Origin of the sequence: Marinobacter segnicrescens (assembly GCF_900111555.1) — a bacterium.
Lineage (GTDB): Bacteria > Pseudomonadota > Gammaproteobacteria > Pseudomonadales > Oleiphilaceae > Marinobacter > Marinobacter segnicrescens.
This window is the reverse complement of record NZ_FOHZ01000010.1, coordinates 38,289-57,365: the sequence shown is the minus strand read 5'-3', so window position 1 is coordinate 57,365 and position 19,077 is coordinate 38,289. Positions and strand designations below refer to the sequence as shown.

Sequence of the window (19,077 nt, the reverse complement as noted above, 5' to 3'; positions counted from 1 at the left end):
CCGGTTATTCGTCGTCTGACTGGCGGCGAATCCACGCCAGCACATGTTCCGAGGGAACCCGCTGCATTCCCGGCGGTTGCCAGCCGGTGATCTCACCCTGCCCCAGCACCAACAGGCCGCCGGGGGCCAGGTGTTCCGCCAGCCTTGTCACGATCTCCCGCCGTCGCCAGCGACGGAAATAGATCAGCAGGTTCTGGCAGAAAATGATGTTCATCCCGTGCATGGGGGCCCGCTTCAGGTCCAGCACATTAAGCCGGGTGAAACAGACACGCTCGCGAATGCTTTCTGCAATTTCCGCACTGTTACGGGCTCCTGCCCGGAAATACCGCTGACGGAGGCTGTCATCCATGCCGTTCAGGCGCCTGGGGTTGAAAAGCCCCTGTTGCGCCTTGTCCAGGGCCGGCTTGCTGATGTCAGAACCGGTCACTCCGTACAGTGGTGGCAGCTTTAGCTGCGCCATACACTCGTTCAGCAGGATCGCCAGGGTATAGGCTTCCTCGCCGGTGGAGCAGCCCACGCTCCACGCCTCAAGCGGGCGATGTCGCAGTTGCTCCCGTGGCCGGGTCATCACATAGTCTGACACCAGCCGGAACGCATCCCCATCCCGGAAAAACCTTGTTTCCTGGACGGTAAGCCGGTCCACCAGGGTGGACCATTCCACGACGGCTTCCGGTCCGGCCACAATCTTTTCGTAATAGGCCTGGAAACTGCCGCATCCGATCTCCCGCATGCGGATACCAATGTTGGTTTCCAGGAAGGACTTGCGCTCAGGGGCCAGGGCCATGCCGGTCCGGTGTTCCAGCAGGGTTTTCCACTGGTGGAACTGCGCCTCGTCCATGTCAGGGAGCGGGCGCAGCGCCCAGTGTTCGGAGCCGGGTGACAGGTTGCGGGGTGCTTCAGCCATAAACCCTCATCGCCCCTGGCAACGGTGGTCAGCTGACCACCGGTACGTTGTCTTCTTCGCGCTCCATGGCATCGACCTGGTCTTCTTCCGGCAGGGTAAAGCCGGCAACCGAAGACCTCAGCTCGGATGCCATCTCGGCCAGGTTTCCGATAGACCGCGCGGTGGCGTTGGTACCGGAAGAGGTCTGGGAGGTGATTTCCTGGATGACGTTCATGGTGTTGGAAATGTGCGCCGCCGACGACGCCTGCTGGCGTGCAGCGTTGGAGATGTTCTGGATCAGCTCCGCCAGGCTCATGGATACGTTTTCGATTTCCTCCAGGGCAACACCTGCGTCCTGTGCCAGGCGTGCACCGCGGACCACCTCGGCGGTGGTGTGTTCCATGGAGATAACCGCTTCGTTGGTATCCGACTGGATGGTTTTAACCAGGGCTTCAATCTGCTTGGTCGCTGCAGAGGAGCGTTCCGCCAGGCGCTGGACCTCGTCCGCAACCACCGCGAAGCCCCGGCCTGCGTCACCGGCCATAGAGGCCTGGATAGCGGCGTTAAGGGACAGGATGTTGGTCTGGTCGGCGATGTCATTGATCAGCGATACGATGTCACCGATTTCCTGGGAAGACTCACCCAGTCGTTTGATCCGCTTGGAGGTTTCCTGGATCTGCTCGCGGATGTTGTCCATGCCGCGGATGGTGTTCTGTACCACTTCCGCGCCTTTCTTGGCGATGGCAACCGAGCGCTCCGCAACCGCGGTGGACTCGGCGGCGTTGGAGGATACCTGGTCGATGGACACCGCCATCTCATTGACCGCGGCAGAGGCACCGGCAATTTCCTGGGCCTGGTGCTCGGACGCGTCTGCCAGCTGCATGGCCGTGGACTGGGATTCCTGGGCAGCGGAGGCAACCCGTACTGCCGTACCCCGGATAGCCTGTACCAGGCCGCGCATCTGGTCGATGGCGTAGTTGATGGAGTCAGCGATGGCGCCGGTGAAGTCCTCGGTTACCGTGGCCTCGGTAGTCAGGTCACCGTCCGCCAGGTCAGCCAGTTCGTCCAGCAGTCGCAGGATCGCGTTCTGGTTCTGTTCGTTCTGGGCCTGGGTCTGGGCCAGGCGCTCCTGGGCGGCGCGGTACAGCACCACACCGATGGCCACAACCGTGGCCACCATCAGGGCGAGGATCAGGTACGCCAGTAGTGGGCTGATCACGCGGGACCCAGCCTGGTCGGCAAAGCGATCCGCCAGGGTGGAGATTTCCTGCAGAAGTAGCTGGGAGTTCTGGAAGATATCGTTGGAGGCGTTACGGACGCTGTAGAGGTCGGGAGAGGCCTCCAGAATCGCGTCAATGTTCTGGGAGACGTACTGGAACAGCTCCTGTACCGCTTCCAGGCCGTAGCGGGCCTCTTCGATATTGATGCGGGAAATGCTCATGGCCGGGTTGCCCTGCAGCTGACCCTGGAGCACGCGGCCAAATTCAGTGGCGTCGCGGCCGAAACGGTCGGCAGCGACTACCGCGTCTTCCTCGCCGGAGAGAACGCTGTTCACCGCCCGGGCAATACGCTCGGCCAGCAACGACTGCCGCTGGGCGAGGGCAACCTGGTCTGCCGGGGCATTGTTGTCCAGCAGGACGGAGACGATATCCCGGTATTCCACCTGAAGGCGGGGAATGGTCTCGTTGAGCGTGCTGGCAACCTCATGCAGGCCAAGTACTTCCTCTCGGGTGTTTACAATGCTGTCGGCGCTGTCACGAACGGTATCCCAGTAAGGCTGAACCTGGCTGTCAGCTGCCAGGTCACTGGCCGGGAGGCCGGTTTGCGGGTTACCTTCCAGGATGTAACCCCATAGTTCCGCAAACTCGTTGCGGCTGCCTTGCAGTCGGGTAAACGCTTCCTCGTTACCATCGGCCGCCTCTGTGGCGTTACTGGTGATTTCCTGCGAAAGTACCCGCAGCTCACCGGTGTAGGCAATGTACTCCTGGTCGTTACGGCTGTCCTGGTTGATAATGAACAGCACGACAACGAGCAGCACGGTAAGTGCTATCAGCGCTGCGATCAGGCCGGCAACAAACCTGTTGGCGCCCTGTCCCATGCTGAATCTTCCGGCTTTGTTTTTCATCTTTGGCTCCCGGCCTCTCTTCTTTTTGGCAAATAGGTTTCGGAGGGTAAGTCGGCCAGCAGTGCCGGCACGGCCGTAAACATTACCACTGTGACACATCCAGGAAGCGCTCATCATCGATTAGCGCAAAAGTTGAGAACACGTTCCAGATTTCGTCGTCACGGACATAGCCGCCCTGCACAAAGGGGCTCACGGCTTCATGGATGTTTTCTGACCGGGACACAAAACTGTCCTCGGCGAAATACTGCATACCGGCGACATCATCCACCACCAGGCCGGTGAATATGTCGTCCTGTTCCACCACCAGCACCCGCCGGTCACGGTTGCTGCGGGCGCTCCGCGGCAAGCCAAAGAACTGGGCAAGGTCGATCAGTGGGAGCAGGCGACCACGAACGTTCGCCACCCCGAGCATAAAAGGATGAACCCCTGGCACATGGGTGAAGCGGGGGAGGTGGAGGATTTCGACCACTTCGCCCATCGGAGCAACAAAGCGCTGGCCGGCCAGCATGAAGCCGATACCGTTCCAGAGGGTCACCGCTTCCTGCTGTTCGGGCAGGCCGGCAGCCAGGGACCGGCTTCGCCGGGCAATATCCGTCAGTACGGCAAAGGGTGTGGCCTGGGCAGACATGCGTACTCCAAGGGACGGTTGTTCAGGACACGAGGCTGTTGATGGTGTTGATCAGGTCACTCTCGTTTACCGGCTTGACCAGGTAGCCCTTGGCGCCCTGACGGGTGCCCCAGACGCGATCGGTTTCCTGGTCCTTGGTGGTCACGATTACCACCGGGATGGAGGCGGTTTCCGGTGCGCGAGTCAGTTGTCGTGTGGCCTGGAAACCGTTCAGTCCGGGCATGACTACGTCCATCAGCACAAGGTCGGGGTTCTCGGCCCGGGCCATGGCAACGCCATCAGCACCGTTGTCGGCGGTCAGGACTTCGTGCTTGTGCTTTTCCAGAATGGTAGAAATTTTCTTGATTTCGGTGGGGGAGTCGTCAACGATCAGAATGCGGGCCATGTTATCCTCGGTGGTTCTCTTGTAGGGCGGATTCACTGTTCCGCCTGGGGAACATACTGGCGAATCGTGTTAAGCAGCTCGTCCTTGCTGAACGGTTTGGTCAGATACTGGTCTGACCCGACAATACGCCCCTTGGCCTTGTCAAACAGCCCGTCCTTACTCGACAGCATGATAACGGGTGTCTTGCGGAATGCGGAGTTGTTCTTGATCAGGGCGCAGGTCTGATAGCCATCCAGTCGTGGCATCATGATGTCCACGAAAATGATATCGGGGTGGGAGTCGGCTATTTTCGCGAGCGCATCAAATCCGTCCGTCGCGGTGATTACCTCGCAGCCCACTTTTTTGAGCAGCGTTTCTGCGGTGCGACGAATGGTCTTGCTGTCGTCAATCACCATGATTTTCAGATTTTCGAAGTTGTCATCCATTGTGCAACTGCCTTGCGCTCTGCGAGTGTCGGAGTTCAGAGATTGGCTTTTTTAACACACAAATTGAAGGTGTTCTATCAAGCCCCTCTATTTATAGGTTATTCGTGACGTGCAACAAAGTTTCAGTTTGTGTCGTATTGTACAGGGTCACAAAATTGCCGGACCGGAACGACAGAATGTCGGCGCAGGCGGATCGCAGGTGCATTCCGGCGCCCGGTACAATACCATCATGCTCCAGCATAGCACCGTTTGATCAGTATGCTCTGTAGACGGGTTCCTGTTTTTCGTCAATTGACCGGAGAGGCACAATGACACTCAGAATCGGCGTGGTGATGGATCCGATCCAGGATATTTCGTTCAAGAAGGATACTTCACTGGCCATGCTCTGGGCTGCCCGGCAGCGAGGGTGGGAGGTGGCCTATATGGAGCTCCCGGACCTTTATATGAAAGGCGGCCAGGCACGGGCGCGGGTACGCTCCCTGGACGTCCGGATGGATCCGGCGCACTGGTATACCTTCGGTCACGAGGACGATATTGCCCTGGGTGAGTTGGACGCCATCCTGATGCGCAAGGATCCGCCGGTAGACCGGGAGTTCCTGATGGCCACCCACATTCTCGAGGCGGCGGAAAGGCAGGGTGCGCTGGTCGTGAACCCGACCCAGGCCCTGCGGGACTGTAACGAGAAGCTGTTTGCCACGCAGTTTGAAGACTGCACGCCGCCCCTGATTGTTACCCGCTCAGCCGAACGCTTGCGGGAATTCTACCGTGAGCATGGAGACGTGATCATGAAGCCGGTGGACGGTATGGGCGGCAAGTCCATCTTTCGGGTCCGTGAAAACGACTTCAACCTGGGGGTGATCATTGAAACCCTCACCAACGACGGCCAGCACCAGTGTATGGCCCAGAAGTACATCCCGGAGATTACCGAGGGCGACAAGCGCATACTGCTGATCGAGGGTGAGCCGGTACCCTATGCCCTCGCGCGGATACCGTCTGTCGGGGAGAATCGAGGCAACCTGGCAGCCGGCGGTCGCGGTGAGGGGCGGGAACTCACCGCCCGTGATCGGGAAATCTGTGACCGCGTTGCCCCGGTGTTGAAAGAGAAGAATCTGATCTTCGTTGGCATCGATGTGATCGGCGATTATCTCACCGAGATCAATGTCACCAGTCCCACCTGCGTGCGGGAGCTGGATGCGGCCTTCGGTATCGATATTGCGGGCCAGCTCATGGATGCCATCGAGCGTCGTCTGGGATAATAGCCCGATCCCCTGAGTCAGAAACCCCGGAAGTGGCAGGAATGGCAGCACAGGTCACGGCGAACGATCGCCTGATGTTTACTTTGTTCATGGCGCTCGCGCTGCATGCAGTCGTCTTGCTGGGGGTGACGTTCGCCCCGGAAGAGCCCGCCACCAGCGCATCCACCATGGAAATCACCCTGTCCCGCTTCAACGATGAGCAGGCACCGGAAGAAGCTGATTTCCTGGCGGCCACCAACCAGCAGGGCAGTGGCGAGGCCGAGGAAAAGCTCGAACAGACCACCCCGGAGGTCGCAGAGGTCAACGCCCGTGAAGTGGCGCCGGTGCAGCCGGAGCCGCCGACGGTAACCGAGCGCCAGCCACAGGCAGAGCGAAAGGTGGTGCAGGCCCGGGCTGAGTCTGACGCTACCGTGACCCGCGAAGACCGTGAGGAGCCGCCGGAAGAGACTCTGCCGGTTGCGGAAAAGAAGAGCCTGATGGAGCGAAGCCTGGAGATCGCCAGCCTGGAAGCGCGCCTGGACGCCCAGAAACAGGCCTACGCCCGCCGGCCTCGGGTCACCCGGGTAACCGCTGCGTCTACCCTGCAGTCCTCCAATGCCTGGTACGTTCGCAGCTGGGTCGACAAGGTGACCCGGGTGGGCAACAGCAACTACCCGGAAGAGGCCCGCAATCGGGGTATCTACGGTGACCTGCGTTTGCTGGTATCCTTGCGCAAGGATGGCACCATAAAGGAAGTCAGTATTCTCGAATCCTCCGGCAGCACCGTCCTGGATGATGCCGCCATCCGCATTATCCGCCTGGCAGCGCCGTTCGCACCTTTCCCGGAGGAAATGCGTGAGAAAACAGATGAGCTTGAAATCATACGTACCTGGTCATTCCAGCGCCGGGGGCTGTCGTCCGGATGAGTGAGCACCAGCAGCCCCTGCAGAATCTCAAGGATCACTTTCTCGTGGCCTCGCCCTGGCTTGGCGACCCCAACTTCCATGGCGGTATTGTCTACATCTGTGACCATGGTGACGACGGTACCTTTGGCTTGCTGATCAACCAGCCCCTGGATGTCTCTCTTGGGGAAATTCTCGAGCAGTTGGACATGGACGGTGGGCACCTGGAGGTGCCGGTATTTGCCGGCGGCCCGGTTCAGCAGGAGCGGGGCTTCGTGTTGCACCCGCCCGGTGGCGACTGGCAGAGTTCAGTCGCGGTCAGTGATTGTATCCAGGTTACTACCTCCCGGGATATCCTCCAGGCCATCGGTAATGACGCGGGCCCGGAGCGCTACCTGGTCGCCCTTGGTTACGCAGGCTGGAGTGCCGGCCAGCTGGAAGAAGAGCTGGCCGGTAATGCCTGGCTGGCCTGCCCCGCCAGTGATGTCCTGTTGTTCGATACCCCCTGGCAGGACCGTTACAAATCAGTGCTGGCCCGGATGGGCATCGACCCCGGCCAGCTGGATCAGTCGGTGGGCCATGCCTGAGGCAGGCCAGAGGGGTAGTCGCGGCCAGCAGGTTCTCGCCTTCGATTTCGGCCTGCGGCGTATTGGCGTCGCCTTCGGTCAGTCGTTACTGGGTACCGCAGGTCCGGTGGCCATGATTCCCGCCCGTGATGGCGTGCCCGACTGGCAACAGGTCGAAGCCCTGCTGGCAGAATGGCAGCCTGACCTGGTGGTGGTTGGTCTGCCCCTGAATATGGACGGAACTGAAAGCGATATGTGTGCCCGGGCGCGCAAGTTCGGCAAGCGAATCCATGGGCGCTTCCACCTGCCGGTGGAGATGATGGACGAGCGCCTGAGCAGCTTCGAGGCCAAGGATGCGGTACTGGCCAGGGGCGGTAGCAGTGACTTCGGTCGCCATGGCGTGGATGACCTGGCCGCTGTGCTGATCCTGGAAAGCTGGTTCAATCACCAGCAGGACTCATCAACGGGAGAATGATGCCGTCATGACTGATTTACCTGCCGTTCCCGCCCTGCTTGATCGTCTTGAGCAAGGGCTTCGTCACTATCTGAATGAACGGGGCATCAAACGCCCGTTGCTGGTGGGCATCCGCACAGGCGGCGTCTGGGTGGCAAGCGAACTTCACCGGCGCCTGGGGCTTGAGGAGCCTTGCGGTGAGCTGGATATCTCTTTTTACCGGGATGATTTCAGCCGTATCGGACTTAACCCCCGGGTCACCCCATCCCACCTGCCCTTCGAAACCGAAGACCGCGACCTGGTGCTGGTGGATGATGTGGTCATGAGTGGGCGGACCATCCGTGCCGCCATGAACGAACTGTTTGACTATGGCCGGCCCAGCTCCATCTCTCTGGTTGCGTTGCTGGATATGGGCGGCCGTGAACTGCCGGTGCAGCCGGATGTCTGCGGCGAACGTCTGAATCTGTCGCCGACCCAACGGGTGAAGCTGGTGGGTCCTGAACCGCTGACCATTGAGATCCGGGAGGTGAAGGCATGACTGAGCTGGCCGCCACGCCCCTCAGCGCCCACGACAAGGCCTCCCGTAATCTCCAGCTGACTGCGGATGGCCAGTTGCGGCACTTTATAACTCTGGACGGCCTGGACAGGGCCATGCTGACTGACATCCTCGATACGGCGGACTCCTTTATCGAGGTAGGCGAGCGCACCATCAAGAAGGTGCCTCTGCTACGGGGGCGGACGGTGGTCAACCTGTTCTTCGAATCCAGCACTCGCACCCGCAGCACCTTTGAATTGGCAGCCAAGCGCCTGTCGGCCGACGTGCTCAATCTGGACATCAATACCTCTGCCACATCCAAGGGCGAGTCCTTGTCGGATACCCTACTCAACCTGGAGGCCATGGCCAGCGACATGTTTGTAGTGCGTCATTCGCAAAGCGGCGCACCCCACTTTATCGCCGAGTCGGTGACTCCCGGCGTGGCTATCATCAACGCCGGTGACGGCCGACATGCACACCCGACCCAGGCGATGCTGGACATGCTGACCATACGGCAGAACAAGCAGCAGTTTGAGGGTCTGAAAGTGGCCATTGTGGGGGATATCCTGCACTCCCGGGTAGCCCGGTCCCAGATTCGCGCGCTACAGACCCTTGGGGCCGAGGAGGTGCGGCTGATTGCGCCGGGTACCCTGCTGCCGGCAGATGTGGACAGCCTGGGTTGTACGGTGGAATACGACATGAGAAAAGGCATGGCAGACCTGGATGTGGTGATCATGCTGCGCCTTCAGAAAGAGCGGATGGAGGGCGCCTTGCTGCCGAGTGAGCGTGAGTTCTACCGACTGTACGGGCTCGATACTGACAAGCTGGCCCTGGCCAGGCCGGACTGCATAGTAATGCATCCGGGGCCGATTAACCGCGGTGTGGAAATTGAGTCAGCCGTGGCGGATGGCCCCCAGTCGGTGATTCTCAATCAGGTCACCAATGGTATAGCGATCAGGATGGCGGTGATGTCCATGGCTATGAGTGGACAGGTAGCCGAGCGTACCAGCCGCTCCCGCCAGCAGGGAGGTGAGCAATGAGTGCCAGCCTGCTGATCCATAACGCACGCCTGCCGGGGGAAGAAACCACGGTGGACCTGTTCGTCCGTGACGGGATTATTCGCACCATGGACGAAGACGCGATCACCGAAGCTGCCGACACGGTGATCGATGCCAGTGGCCTGATCCTGCTGCCAGGGTTTGTGGACCTTTGCTGCAACCTTCGTGAGCCTGGCAATGGCCAGAAGGGCAATATAGCTTCGGAAACCCGCGCTGCGGCACGGGGCGGGTTCACCACCGTGTGTGCATCACCGGACACCTCACCGGTTAACGACTCCGGGGCGGTAACCAACCTGATTCGGGACGTGGCTCGCAGTTCGGCGCCGATCAGGGTGCTGCCAGTCGGCGCTGCAACCCGGGGCCTGGCAGGCGAGTTGCTCAGCGACATGGTAGGCCTCAGCAATGCCGGCTGTGTGGCTTTTAGCAATGGTACCCATGCCATGGCAAATGCCCGCATCCTGCGCCGGTGCATGGCCTATGCCCGTACCTTTGACCTGACCCTGATGCTGCAGCCTGTGAATCAGGCGCTGGCTGCCGACGGCTATGCCCATGACGGCAAGGTGGCTGCCCGCCTGGGACTGCTGGGCGTGCCGGAAGTGGCAGAAACCGCTTCGGTCATGGAAATGCTGCTGCTGGCGGAGGAAACCGGCGTGCGCCTTCACCTGGGGCAGCTCTCCTGTGCTCGCAGCGTGGAGATGGTTGCCGAGGCCAGGATGCGGGGGGTATCGGTTACCGCCGACGTAGCGATGCACCAGTTACTTTTCACCGAGGAAGCCCTGTCCGGCTTCGACAGCCGCTACCATGTGGTGCCACCGTTACGCACAGAGTCTGATCGCAAGGCCCTGCTCAAAGGTGTCGAAGACGGCACGGTTGACGCCATCGTCAGCCAGCACCAGCCACACGACTCCGCTGCCAAGCAGGCACCTCTGGGCGTGACCGAGCCGGGTATGTCCACGATTGAGAGTGTGTTTTCGCTGGGGCTGTCACTCGTGGCGCAAGGCGAGCTCTCGTTGAAAGCCTTGCTGCGGGCATTGACTGAGGGTCCGGCTACCGTTATCAAACAGGCTTCGGGCCTTGCCTCAGGTGGTGCGGCGAATTTCAGCCTCTGGCGCCTCGATGATACCTGGCAGGCTGGCCCGCAAACCCTGCTGTCCCGGGGATTCCACGTGCCTGCGCCTGGCAGGGACCTGAAGGGCGTCATCCACTGGAATATCTGTGACGGGAAAGTGGCATACCGGAGGTCCTGACAGGTTGCGGGACTACCTGCCGACCGTCAGGGGGGGGCAGCAGAATAAAAAAGCGCCGTGCCGTCAGGCAGGGCGCTTTTTTTCGGTCTCGGGGTCCGGTTAAAGCTTAGGACCTGCCGCCACGATGGCGTCAGACACTTCGAACTTCTTGAAGTTCTCCACGAACTGACTGATCAGTTCCTGTGCCTTGGCGTCGTAGTCTTCCTTGCTGGCCCAGGTGTTGCGCGGGTTCAGCAGGTGGCTATCGACCCCCGGTACCGCCTTGGGTACGGAAAGGTTGAGGGTGGGCAGGTGTTCGGTTTCGGCATTGTCCAGGTCGCCGTTCTGGATGGCGGCGATAATGCCTCGGGTCGTGGGGATGCTGAAGCGCTCACCCACACCGTACGGACCACCGGTCCAGCCAGTGTTGACCAGGAAGACCTTGCTGCCGAAGTCGTCCATCCGCTTCATCAGAAGTTCTGCGTAGACGCCGGCCGGGCGCGGGAAGAAGGGCGCACCGAAGCAGGTGGAGAAGGTGGACTTCAGCTTGGAGGAGGAGCCCATTTCTGTAGAGCCCACCAGCGCGGTGTAGCCACTCAGGAAGTGGTACGCGGCGGCTTCCTTGCTGAGAATGGACACGGGCGGCAGTACGCCGGTCATGTCGCAGGTCAGGAAGACGATGTGGGATGGTTCACCGGCACGGTTTTCCTCGACGCGCTTTTCCACATGCTCCAGCGGGTAGGCGCAGCGGGAATTTTCGGTGAGGGATACGTCGGTGTAGTCGGGCTCGCGGGTGTCCGGATCAATGGCCACGTTCTCCACGATGGCGCCGAAGCGGATCGCGTCCCAGATAATGGGTTCGTTCTTCTTGCTCAGGTCGATGCACTTGGCGTAGCAGCCGCCTTCGATATTGAACACGGTGCCCGGGCCCCAGCCGTGCTCGTCGTCACCGATCAGGTAGCGGTCCGGGTCTGCAGACAGGGTGGTCTTGCCGGTGCCGGACAGGCCGAAGAACAGGCAGGTGTCGCCATCTTCGCCAACGTTGGCGGAACAGTGCATGGGCAGGACGTCTTTCTCGGGCAGCAGGAAGTTCTGCACCGAGAACATGGCCTTCTTCATCTCGCCGGCATAGTGCATGCCAGCCAGCAGTACCTTGCGGGCGGCGAAGTTGATGATTACACAGCCATCGCTGTTGGTGCCGTCCCGTTCCGGGTCGCACTCGAAGTTGGCTGCGTTCAGAATCTGCCATTCCTCCTTCGAGGAGGGATTGTAGCTGTCAGGGCGGATAAACAGGTTTCGACCAAACAGGTTCTGCCACGCGGTTTCGGTGCGCATCTGTACCGGCAGGTAGTGGGCCGGATCAGAGCCTACATGGACATGGGACAGGAAGTGGTCCTTGGCGGAGAGGTAGCTATCTACCCGGTCCCACAACGCGTCGAACTTGTCGGCGTCGAACGGTCGGTTGATCGGTCCCCAGTGAACGGCATTCTCGGTGCCGGGCTCCTGAACAATAAACCGATCCATCGGTGAACGGCCGGTACGCTTGCCGGTCTTGACGACCAGCGAGCCGTTGGCGGCCAGTTGACCTTCCTGATTTTCCAGTGCCAGCTCGACCAATCGTGCTGAGCTCAGATCTGTATAGGTTGTGCTCACTTCGACCTCGCCCTCAAGGTGTCTTTGGACTGCTCGATCCGCCAGGCCCGGGGACAGCGGCGGGTTGGTGGATTTGTGAGCAGTCGGGTCAATTCAGGCGCGCTATTATGCCAGACGCGGTCCAAAAAAACGACAGCCCTGAAAGCCTTGCTACGCCTGGCTCGGGGGGCTGGTGTATCCGTTTCAGTGAAGGGTGTGACCAGAGAACAACTGATCAATATCAATTCGCTGGAATCGGTACGTGGTGTGACAGAACTGACAGTCCATCTCAATGGTACCCTGTTCGTCCAGAATGCTATAGCACTCTTCCTTGCCAATGGAGCTCAGTGCCGCGAGGGTCCGGTCTCGGCTGCAGGTGCAGCGGAAGGCTACCGGCTCGCGGTCGAACAGACGCACTTCCTCTTCGTGGAACAGGCGGTGCAGGACAGTTTCACTGTCGAGTTCCAGTAACTCTGCCGCACTGATGGTGGCGGCCAGGTGTTCCACCCGCTCCCAGAGTTCATTGTCTTCCTCGGTGGCCCCGGGCAGGCGCTGGATCAGCAGGCCTGCGCTCTGCCTGCCATCGGCGAACAGGAAAAGCCTGGTAGCCAGCTGCTCCGAGCGCTCGAAATATTCCTCCAGGGCACCTGCCAGGGTATCGGCTTCCCGGGGTACCACGCCCTGATAGCGCTGACCCTGCTCCGGGGTGATGGTGATCGCCATGCGGCCCTGACCCAGTAGCTGGTTGAGGTTACCGGCCGCTACGGTGGCCTCCTCGTCCACACGGGCGATCCCCCTGACATGGCGGTCATGGCTGCATTCGGCCAGTAGCGTGGTGACAGGGCCCTCGCCATTGGCTTGGAGTGACAGGGTGCCTTTGAACTTGAGGGTGCTGCTCATGAGTACGCTGGCTACCAGGGATTCCCCCAGTAGCCGGGCAACCGGTTCCGGGTAGTCGGTCTGGGCCAGGATGTCGCTATAGCTGTCACGAAGGTGTACCCAGGCGCCGCGGATCTGGCTGTGTTCAAAGAGGAATTTGCGAAACTGGTCGCTGGCTTGCATTAATGGGCTCCAGGGGAAACGAGGGGAACAGTCAGGTCAGATTCCCTGCTGTTCGCGAAATTTCTGTATATCGCGCCGGTCTTTCTTGGTAGGTCTGCGTGCAGGGGGCAACTGGGCGGTCTGCATGGTCTTGCGCTGCCAGGACAGGTCCTCCCGGCGGCGGATGCTGTCTTCGGTTTCATGGTAGAGGGTCTGGGCTTCCGGAGCGCCCCGGCGCTTATCCGAGATGCCATCAATAATCACGATCCTTTCCTGCCAGCCCAGCCGCAACTTCACCCTGGCACCGGTTTCCACTGACTTTCCGGGCTTGCAGCGCTGGTCGTTGTAATGGACCTTGCCACCTTCAATAGCTTCCTTGGCCAGGGAGCGGGTCTTGTAGAAACGCGCTGCCCATAACCACTTGTCAAGGCGTACCTGGGAATTGTCGGCATCAGCGTGTCGGGAACTCATGATCCTCCACTGGTCAGGACTGTTCCGGGAACTGTCACAGCTATTATAACGGTCATGCCTGCGGTTTGGCAGAGGCCTGGGCGGTGAGGGCTGGCAATACCTCGTCAAAATGCCGTACTGCGGGAAATTCCGGGTGCGGCTCCCGGTCGGGCTGCTGGCTGTCTGGCGCCAGGATAGCCAGGCACTGGCCAATACCGGCGCGCCGGGCACTTTCCAGTACCGGCATGCTATCGTCAACCATGATGGCGCGGTCGCGGTGGTGGGTGTGGTGGTCCTGGAGCCGGTCCCAGAACGCCTGTTCTTCCTTGGCGGCGCCCAGGTCATGGCTTGATATGACGCGGTCCACCAGTTGGTCCAGCCCGGTGCGTGCCAGCTTCAGTTTCAGCGGGTCCGGGTGGCAGTTGGTGAGAATGACCGGGGCAAGCCGGTTGTGGCGAAGGGCCTGCAGGAACTCTTTTACCCGGGGCCGGTAGGCAATGCGGTCACCTACCTCCGCCTTGAGGGCAGTGATGTCGAGACTGAGGCGTTCGCTCCAGTAGTCGGTGCAGTACCAGTTCAGGCTGCCACGCTCGGCCATGATCATGGGCACGATAAGGTTCCGGGCCTGGTCCGGAGTCAATCGATTTGCCTCACCATAGCGCCGGGGCAGGTGCTCCAGCCAGAAGTGGTTGTCGAAGTGCAGATCCAGCAGGGTTCCATCCATATCCAGGAACACCTGGTCTGCTTTTGACCATTCAATCATCAGTAGGCAGCCCGAATTGTCATCAAACGTTCAGGCTGCACAAGATTGACGATCCCTGCAAGTGCGGGAATTACTCAGTGACCATTTCCTGTTTGCGGCCGGAGGTAGTGCAGCCCAGGCAGCGCACGAAAGTAGCCTCCGCCGGACCTTTTACCAGAACCTCACCGGCTTCGCCGGCGTTACCGCCTAGCAGCGAGAAAGGCAGCGAAACGATCCAGACGGCAGTGCCGACTACGGTTGTCGCCAACAGCAGTGGGCGAACCAGGACTGCGTCGCCGGTCATGGCCAGGGCGGACGGCTCTTCTTCTATCGCCTGGGCGTGGCCCAGCGAGGAAAAGCCGATCAGGCATGCAGCCAGGGTGGCCAGCAGGGTTCGTGAAAGGCACTTGTACATCATTGTCAGTCTCCTGGTTCCTGATTTTCCGCAGGTCAGAAGTCCTGCGTTATTGGAAAATTCTGTCACAAGTGTAACCGAAATGTCGTTACCCGTTACGCTATCTGTGACGAATTTACCTGAACCGGTTCACAGCTACGCAAGCAGACTGGCCGCGGGTGTGCCGGCTTACCTCTGGCACCGGGTGCAATATACCGTGGTGCGCTGGTTCATGCGGATTTCACGCAGTGGCTGATGGCATTCCACGCAGGGCTCGCCGCCACGACCATAGACCAGCAGGGATTGGGCGAAGTAGCCGGGCTTGCCTTCGCTGTTGACGAAGTCCCTCAGGGTCGTCCCGCCCATCAGTATCGCAGCGCTGAGCACCTCCCGGATCGCCTCGGCCAGTTGATGGTAGCGGGCGGCGCTGATCCTGCCGGCCGGGCGGCCAGGGTGGATGCCTGTTTTGAACAGTGCTTCATTGGCGTAAATGTTGCCGACACCCACCACAACCCGGTTATCCATCAGGAAACTCTTGATGGGCGTCTTGCGATCCCGGGACTTCCTGAACAGGTAACGACCGTTGAACTCCTCTCCCAGCGGCTCCGGGCCAAGACTGGCAAGCAGGGGGTGGGCTGCAGGCTCTTCAGCCCAGAGCCAGCAGCCGAAGCGGCGGGGGTCATTAAAGCGCAGTCGCAGGCCATCCGTGAACACCAGATCGATATGGTCATGTTTTTGCGGCGGGCTGGTGTCGGTGATCACCCGCAGGCTGCCAGACATGCCCAGGTGGACAATCACGGTGCCATGGTCAAAGTGCAGCAGTAGATACTTGGCCCTGCGGTCGGCCTCCCGCAGTGTCTGGCCGACCAGCAGTGCGGGCAGGTTGTCCGGCACTGGCCACCGCAGCCGCGGGTCGCGGATGATCAGTTCGGCCACGGTCTTGCTTTCGCTGTGGGGCGCGATGCCGCGGCGGGTGGTTTCCACTTCGGGGAGTTCTGGCAAATCAGGCTCCTGAGAAAACGGTAACAAAAGACAATGTAAAGGCCATTGTTTGGGCGAACAGGTGTACGCTAAAGTACTGGCGTGTCAGTTTGCCTTTCGCAATCGGCGCCTGACGGTTTATCCGTTGGTTTTTCAGTAAGTTGAGGATCTCCCTATGTGGTACAACGGTCTCCTGGACCTTTCCTGGGTACAGCTGGTGCTGGTCACCCTGGTGCTGACACATGTCACCATTGTCAGCGTAACGCTTTACCTGCATCGTCACTCCGCCCACAACGCCCTGGACCTGCACCCGGTGTTGCGGCATTTTTTCCGTTTCTGGCTCTGGCTGACCACCAGCATCAACACCAGGGAGTGGACCGCCATCCACCGTAAACACCATGCGACCTGCGAGACGGAAAACGATCCTCATAGTCCGGTGGTCAAGGGTATTCGCAAGGTTCTCCTGGAGGGGGCTGAGCTTTACGCCGAGGCCGTGACTCCGGAAACCCTTGACCGGTTCGGCAAGAATACACCCGACGACTGGATTGAGCGTAACGTTTACACCCGCCACCGCAACCTTGGCATTGCCCTGATGTTCCTGGTCAACCTGGCCCTGTTCGGAGTCAATGGTATCTGGATCTGGGCGGTACAGATGATGTGGATTCCAGTGTGGGCCGCGGGTGTGGTTAACGGCCTGGGCCACTATCTGGGCTATCGCAACTTCGAGTGCCAGGACAATGCCCGCAACATTTCACCGTTTGGCATTATCATCGGCGGTGAAGAATTGCACAACAATCACCACACTTACCCCAATTCCGCCAAGTTGTCCCGGCGCTGGTACGAGGTGGACATAGGTTGGGGTTACATCCGCCTGTTCCAGCTGTTCCGCCTCGCCAAGCCGAAGGGTTACCGCCCGGTTGCGCATTGGGTGCCCGGTAAGCAGGACATGGATGTGGAGACCGTACAGGCTATTGCCAACAACCGTTTCGATATCATGCGCCAGTATCGCAAGCGGGTCATGGAGCCGGTGTTACGCCAGCAGAAGGCGATGATGGATGGCACAATCAGGCCACGGTACCGTCGGGTTAAAAAGCTACTGTCCCGCGACGTTTCCCTGATCCCTCCCCAAGAGCAAGCGCACCTGGAAACCGTGCTGGATAACCACCCGGTATTGCGTCAGATCTATGATATGAATCAGGAGTTGCAGGCCCTGTGGCGCCGTCGGGGGGTCAAGCCCCAGGAAAAGCTGCAGGCGCTGATGGCCTGGTGCCGTGAAGCGGAAGCCAGTGGCATCCGTTACCTTGAGGACTTTGCCGCCCACTTGCGGGCCTATTCACTCAGGCCGGCCTGAGCGTCCACGATATGATATAGGGCGTAGGTTACCTGCCCGGCCTGTTTCTGGCGGTGCAGGTGCCAACGTGCCGGGACTGATGGCGCAACCCGGTCGCTTTCATACTCCAGGTAGACCCGGCTGCCGGTGCCAATCCATCCGTTTTCCTCTATTAACGGAATCAGCAATTCCAGCCAGCCCTGATGGAAAGGGGCGTCCATGAAAAGGATGTCGTAGTGCTCCCCTGTCCGGTTCTGCAGGAAAGCCTGGACATCCACACATTCCACCCGTCCGTCCTCACTACCCAGCTTGCGCAGGTTGTCCCGGAGCGCCCTGGCCAGGGCAGGAGTGTGGTCCACGAACGTCACCTCGCGGGAACCCCTGGACAGGGCTTCCAGTCCCAGTACACCGCTACCACTGAACAGATCCAGGCAGCGACTGCCCGGCACCTTGAATTGCAGCCAGTTGAACAGGGTTTCCCGAATGCGGGCAGGGGTAGGCCTTACACCACCTTCATCCGGGAAACGCAATACCCGACTGCGCCAGTCGCCGCCAATAATACGAAGCTCTCCCTCGTCGGCTGAAGGGCCGGTGCGGCGGCGGTTGCGGGCTGGCGTTGGGCGACGTGGGCGGCTCATATCGGAATCCGTGATTGCACAAGTGCGCCATGGTAGCGAAAAAAACGGCTCGCCGGTAACCGGGCAGCATGGGAGGTTTGGACCCGGGCGTTCCCTGCCGCTAGAATGACCGCTTTCCTGACAGCGGCCCTTCGACAGGAATCCGAGTGGGCGGCTGACCCTCCAGCAAAAATGGTAAGACAAATGATGGCAGAGTGGATTCTGATCGGCCTGCTGGTGCTGCTGGTACTGGCCTTTATTGTGGATGTGGCCGGTCGGCGCGCAGCTGCGCCGCGCCCGCAACCGGTTCCCCAGCGCAAGCCGGAGGCCTTGCCCGGGCCGGCCCCAAAACCCCTCAACCGTGAGACAACGCCGGATGTGGCGGCGGAGCCGGAAGCCGTGCCGGTTGATGAGGAAACCGTGGTCAGCCCTGCTGAAACGCCGCAACCTGCTCCCGAGCCCGAGCCCGAGCCCGAGCCCGAGCCCGAGCCCGAGCCCGAGCCCGAGCCCGAGAAAAAGGTCAGCGTCTTCCAGCGCATCCGGTCCGGTCTCGGCAAGACCCGCGCCAGCCTGGGATCAGGCCTCTCCGGCCTGTTTTCGCCCGGCAGCAAGGTGGATGAGGACTTACTGGAGGAAATCGAAACCACATTGCTGATGGCCGATGTGGGCGTCACGGCCACCACTGAAATTATTGACTCGCTCACCGACAAGCTTAACCGGAGCCAGCTGAAGGACGGTGCTGCGCTGCGTGATGCCCTGAAGGAAGAGCTGCGTAACCTGCTCGCCGGTAGCCGAGAACCCCTGGTAATTGATAGTGGCAAGAAGCCCTGGGTGATGCTGATGGTGGGCGTCAACGGTGTTGGCAAGACGACCACCATCGGCAAATTGGCCCGCCAGTTCCAGAATGAAGGGCGTAGTGTCATGCTGGCCGCTGGGGACACCTTCCGGGCTGCTGCGGTGGAGCAGTTACAGGTCTGGGGCGATCGTAACAGCGTGCCGGTGATCGCGCAGCATACAGGTGCTGACAGCGCTTCGGTTATCTATGACGCGGTCCAGGCTGCGCAGGCTCGTGGAGTGGATGTCGTGATTGCCGACACAGCAGGTCGGCTCCAGAACAAGGACAATCTCATGGCCGAGCTGGAAAAAGTGGTTCGTGTCATGAAGAAGCTGGATGATTCCGCTCCCCATGAAGTGATGCTGGTGCTGGATGCCGGTACCGGCCAGAACGCCCTCAGCCAGGCGCAGGTTTTCCAGCAGGCGGTGGGTGTCAGCGGTATCACCCTGACCAAGCTGGATGGCACTGCCAAGGGCGGCATCGTATTTGCGATTGCCCGTCAGTTGGGGCTGCCCATCCGCTATATCGGTGTTGGCGAACAGGTGGAAGATCTGCGGCCGTTCGAGCCGGAGACCTTTGTGGATGCCCTGTTTGACGACTGATCTGCCGCAGGGCTAGTACACCGGCTAATAC

Annotated in this window: 21 protein-coding genes; 9 read left to right on the top strand and 12 right to left on the bottom strand. The window is 60.4% G+C overall.

Features of this window, described 5'->3' with window-relative positions:
* Positions 1–4 precede the first annotated feature (4 nt).
* The 5 genes from BM036_RS11420 to pilG all read right to left on the bottom strand — a co-directional run bounded on the left by BM036_RS11420 (position 5) and on the right by pilG (position 4,446).
* Positions 5–904, bottom strand: a complete 900-nt coding sequence (locus BM036_RS11420; protein WP_091852020.1) for a CheR family methyltransferase — start codon at positions 902–904, stop codon at positions 5–7.
* Positions 905–932: 28 nt separating this feature from the next.
* Positions 933–3,008, bottom strand: a complete 2,076-nt coding sequence (locus BM036_RS11415) for a methyl-accepting chemotaxis protein (protein ID WP_177186049.1) — start codon at positions 3,006–3,008, stop codon at positions 933–935.
* A gap of 82 nt (positions 3,009–3,090) precedes the next feature.
* Positions 3,091–3,636 (bottom strand): chemotaxis protein CheW, encoded by a 546-nt coding sequence (locus BM036_RS11410; RefSeq protein ID WP_091852012.1) that lies wholly within the window; start codon positions 3,634–3,636, stop codon positions 3,091–3,093.
* A 22-nt stretch (positions 3,637–3,658) separates the two neighbouring features.
* Positions 3,659–4,021 (bottom strand): twitching motility response regulator PilH, encoded by a 363-nt coding sequence (gene pilH / locus BM036_RS11405; protein WP_091852208.1) that lies wholly within the window; start codon positions 4,019–4,021, stop codon positions 3,659–3,661.
* 32 nt (positions 4,022–4,053) lie between these two features.
* Positions 4,054–4,446: a twitching motility response regulator PilG gene (gene pilG, locus BM036_RS11400; protein ID WP_091852009.1), complete on the bottom strand. Its 393-nt coding sequence runs from the start codon at positions 4,444–4,446 to the stop codon at positions 4,054–4,056.
* Positions 4,447–4,754: 308 nt separating this feature from the next.
* Between pilG and gshB the strand changes: the two genes are divergently transcribed.
* The 7 genes from gshB to BM036_RS11365 are packed head-to-tail and all read left to right on the top strand — an operon-like array spanning position 4,755 to position 10,443.
* Entirely contained in the window at positions 4,755–5,702 is a 948-nt protein-coding gene (gene gshB, locus BM036_RS11395; RefSeq protein WP_091852006.1) for a glutathione synthase, read from the top strand.
* A gap of 41 nt (positions 5,703–5,743) precedes the next feature.
* Positions 5,744–6,607 carry an energy transducer TonB gene (locus tag BM036_RS11390; RefSeq protein ID WP_091852003.1) on the top strand — a complete coding sequence of 288 codons (864 nt, stop codon included), beginning with the start codon at positions 5,744–5,746 and terminating at the stop codon, positions 6,605–6,607.
* Complete coding sequence (locus tag BM036_RS11385) at positions 6,604–7,170, top strand: YqgE/AlgH family protein (RefSeq protein WP_091852000.1); 567 nt, start codon at positions 6,604–6,606, stop codon at positions 7,168–7,170. The genes BM036_RS11390 and BM036_RS11385 overlap by 4 nt, the downstream gene beginning before the upstream one ends.
* Positions 7,163–7,624, top strand: a complete 462-nt coding sequence (gene ruvX, locus BM036_RS11380) for a Holliday junction resolvase RuvX (protein WP_091851997.1) — start codon at positions 7,163–7,165, stop codon at positions 7,622–7,624. Before BM036_RS11385 ends, ruvX begins: the two co-directional genes overlap by 8 nt.
* 7 nt (positions 7,625–7,631) lie before the next feature.
* On the top strand, positions 7,632–8,141 hold the full coding sequence (gene pyrR, locus BM036_RS11375; protein WP_091851993.1) for a bifunctional pyr operon transcriptional regulator/uracil phosphoribosyltransferase PyrR: 510 nt from the start codon (positions 7,632–7,634) through the stop codon (positions 8,139–8,141).
* On the top strand, positions 8,138–9,178 hold the full coding sequence (locus BM036_RS11370; RefSeq protein ID WP_091851991.1) for an aspartate carbamoyltransferase catalytic subunit: 1,041 nt from the start codon (positions 8,138–8,140) through the stop codon (positions 9,176–9,178). The genes pyrR and BM036_RS11370 overlap by 4 nt, the downstream gene beginning before the upstream one ends.
* Positions 9,175–10,443, top strand: a complete 1,269-nt coding sequence (locus BM036_RS11365; protein WP_091851988.1) for a dihydroorotase — start codon at positions 9,175–9,177, stop codon at positions 10,441–10,443. Before BM036_RS11370 ends, BM036_RS11365 begins: the two co-directional genes overlap by 4 nt.
* Positions 10,444–10,542: 99 nt before the next feature.
* Here BM036_RS11365 and BM036_RS11360 read toward each other — a convergent pair whose 3' ends face one another.
* From BM036_RS11360 to mutM, 6 genes are all read right to left on the bottom strand, one after another.
* Positions 10,543–12,120 carry a phosphoenolpyruvate carboxykinase gene (locus tag BM036_RS11360; RefSeq protein WP_091851985.1) on the bottom strand — a complete coding sequence of 526 codons (1,578 nt, stop codon included), beginning with the start codon at positions 12,118–12,120 and terminating at the stop codon, positions 10,543–10,545.
* Positions 12,121–12,258: 138 nt separating this feature from the next.
* Complete coding sequence (gene hslO, locus BM036_RS11355; protein ID WP_091851982.1) at positions 12,259–13,116, bottom strand: Hsp33 family molecular chaperone HslO; 858 nt, start codon at positions 13,114–13,116, stop codon at positions 12,259–12,261.
* Between the two features lie 36 nt (positions 13,117–13,152).
* A complete protein-coding gene (gene hslR, locus BM036_RS11350) occupies positions 13,153–13,566 on the bottom strand; it encodes a ribosome-associated heat shock protein Hsp15 (protein ID WP_091851979.1) in 414 nt (137 codons plus the stop codon).
* A 52-nt stretch (positions 13,567–13,618) separates the two neighbouring features.
* Entirely contained in the window at positions 13,619–14,308 is a 690-nt protein-coding gene (gene yrfG / locus BM036_RS11345) for a GMP/IMP nucleotidase (RefSeq protein ID WP_091851976.1), read from the bottom strand.
* Positions 14,309–14,378: 70 nt separating this feature from the next.
* A complete protein-coding gene (locus tag BM036_RS11340) occupies positions 14,379–14,702 on the bottom strand; it encodes a hypothetical protein (protein WP_091852205.1) in 324 nt (107 codons plus the stop codon).
* Positions 14,703–14,870: 168 nt separating this feature from the next.
* Positions 14,871–15,683, bottom strand: a complete 813-nt coding sequence (gene mutM, locus BM036_RS11335) for a bifunctional DNA-formamidopyrimidine glycosylase/DNA-(apurinic or apyrimidinic site) lyase (RefSeq protein ID WP_091851973.1) — start codon at positions 15,681–15,683, stop codon at positions 14,871–14,873.
* A gap of 154 nt (positions 15,684–15,837) precedes the next feature.
* On the opposite strand from mutM, the gene BM036_RS11330 reads away from it, so the two are divergent.
* Positions 15,838–17,013: a DesA family fatty acid desaturase gene (locus BM036_RS11330; protein ID WP_091851971.1), complete on the top strand. Its 1,176-nt coding sequence runs from the start codon at positions 15,838–15,840 to the stop codon at positions 17,011–17,013.
* Here the strand turns inward: BM036_RS11330 and rsmD are convergent.
* Positions 16,992–17,630 carry a 16S rRNA (guanine(966)-N(2))-methyltransferase RsmD gene (rsmD, locus tag BM036_RS11325; protein WP_091851968.1) on the bottom strand — a complete coding sequence of 213 codons (639 nt, stop codon included), beginning with the start codon at positions 17,628–17,630 and terminating at the stop codon, positions 16,992–16,994. The two genes, BM036_RS11330 and rsmD, sit on opposite strands and share 22 nt — an antisense overlap.
* 183 nt (positions 17,631–17,813) lie before the next feature.
* On the opposite strand from rsmD, the gene ftsY reads away from it, so the two are divergent.
* Positions 17,814–19,046, top strand: a complete 1,233-nt coding sequence (ftsY, locus tag BM036_RS11320; protein WP_091851965.1) for a signal recognition particle-docking protein FtsY — start codon at positions 17,814–17,816, stop codon at positions 19,044–19,046.
* Positions 19,047–19,077 lie beyond the last annotated feature (31 nt).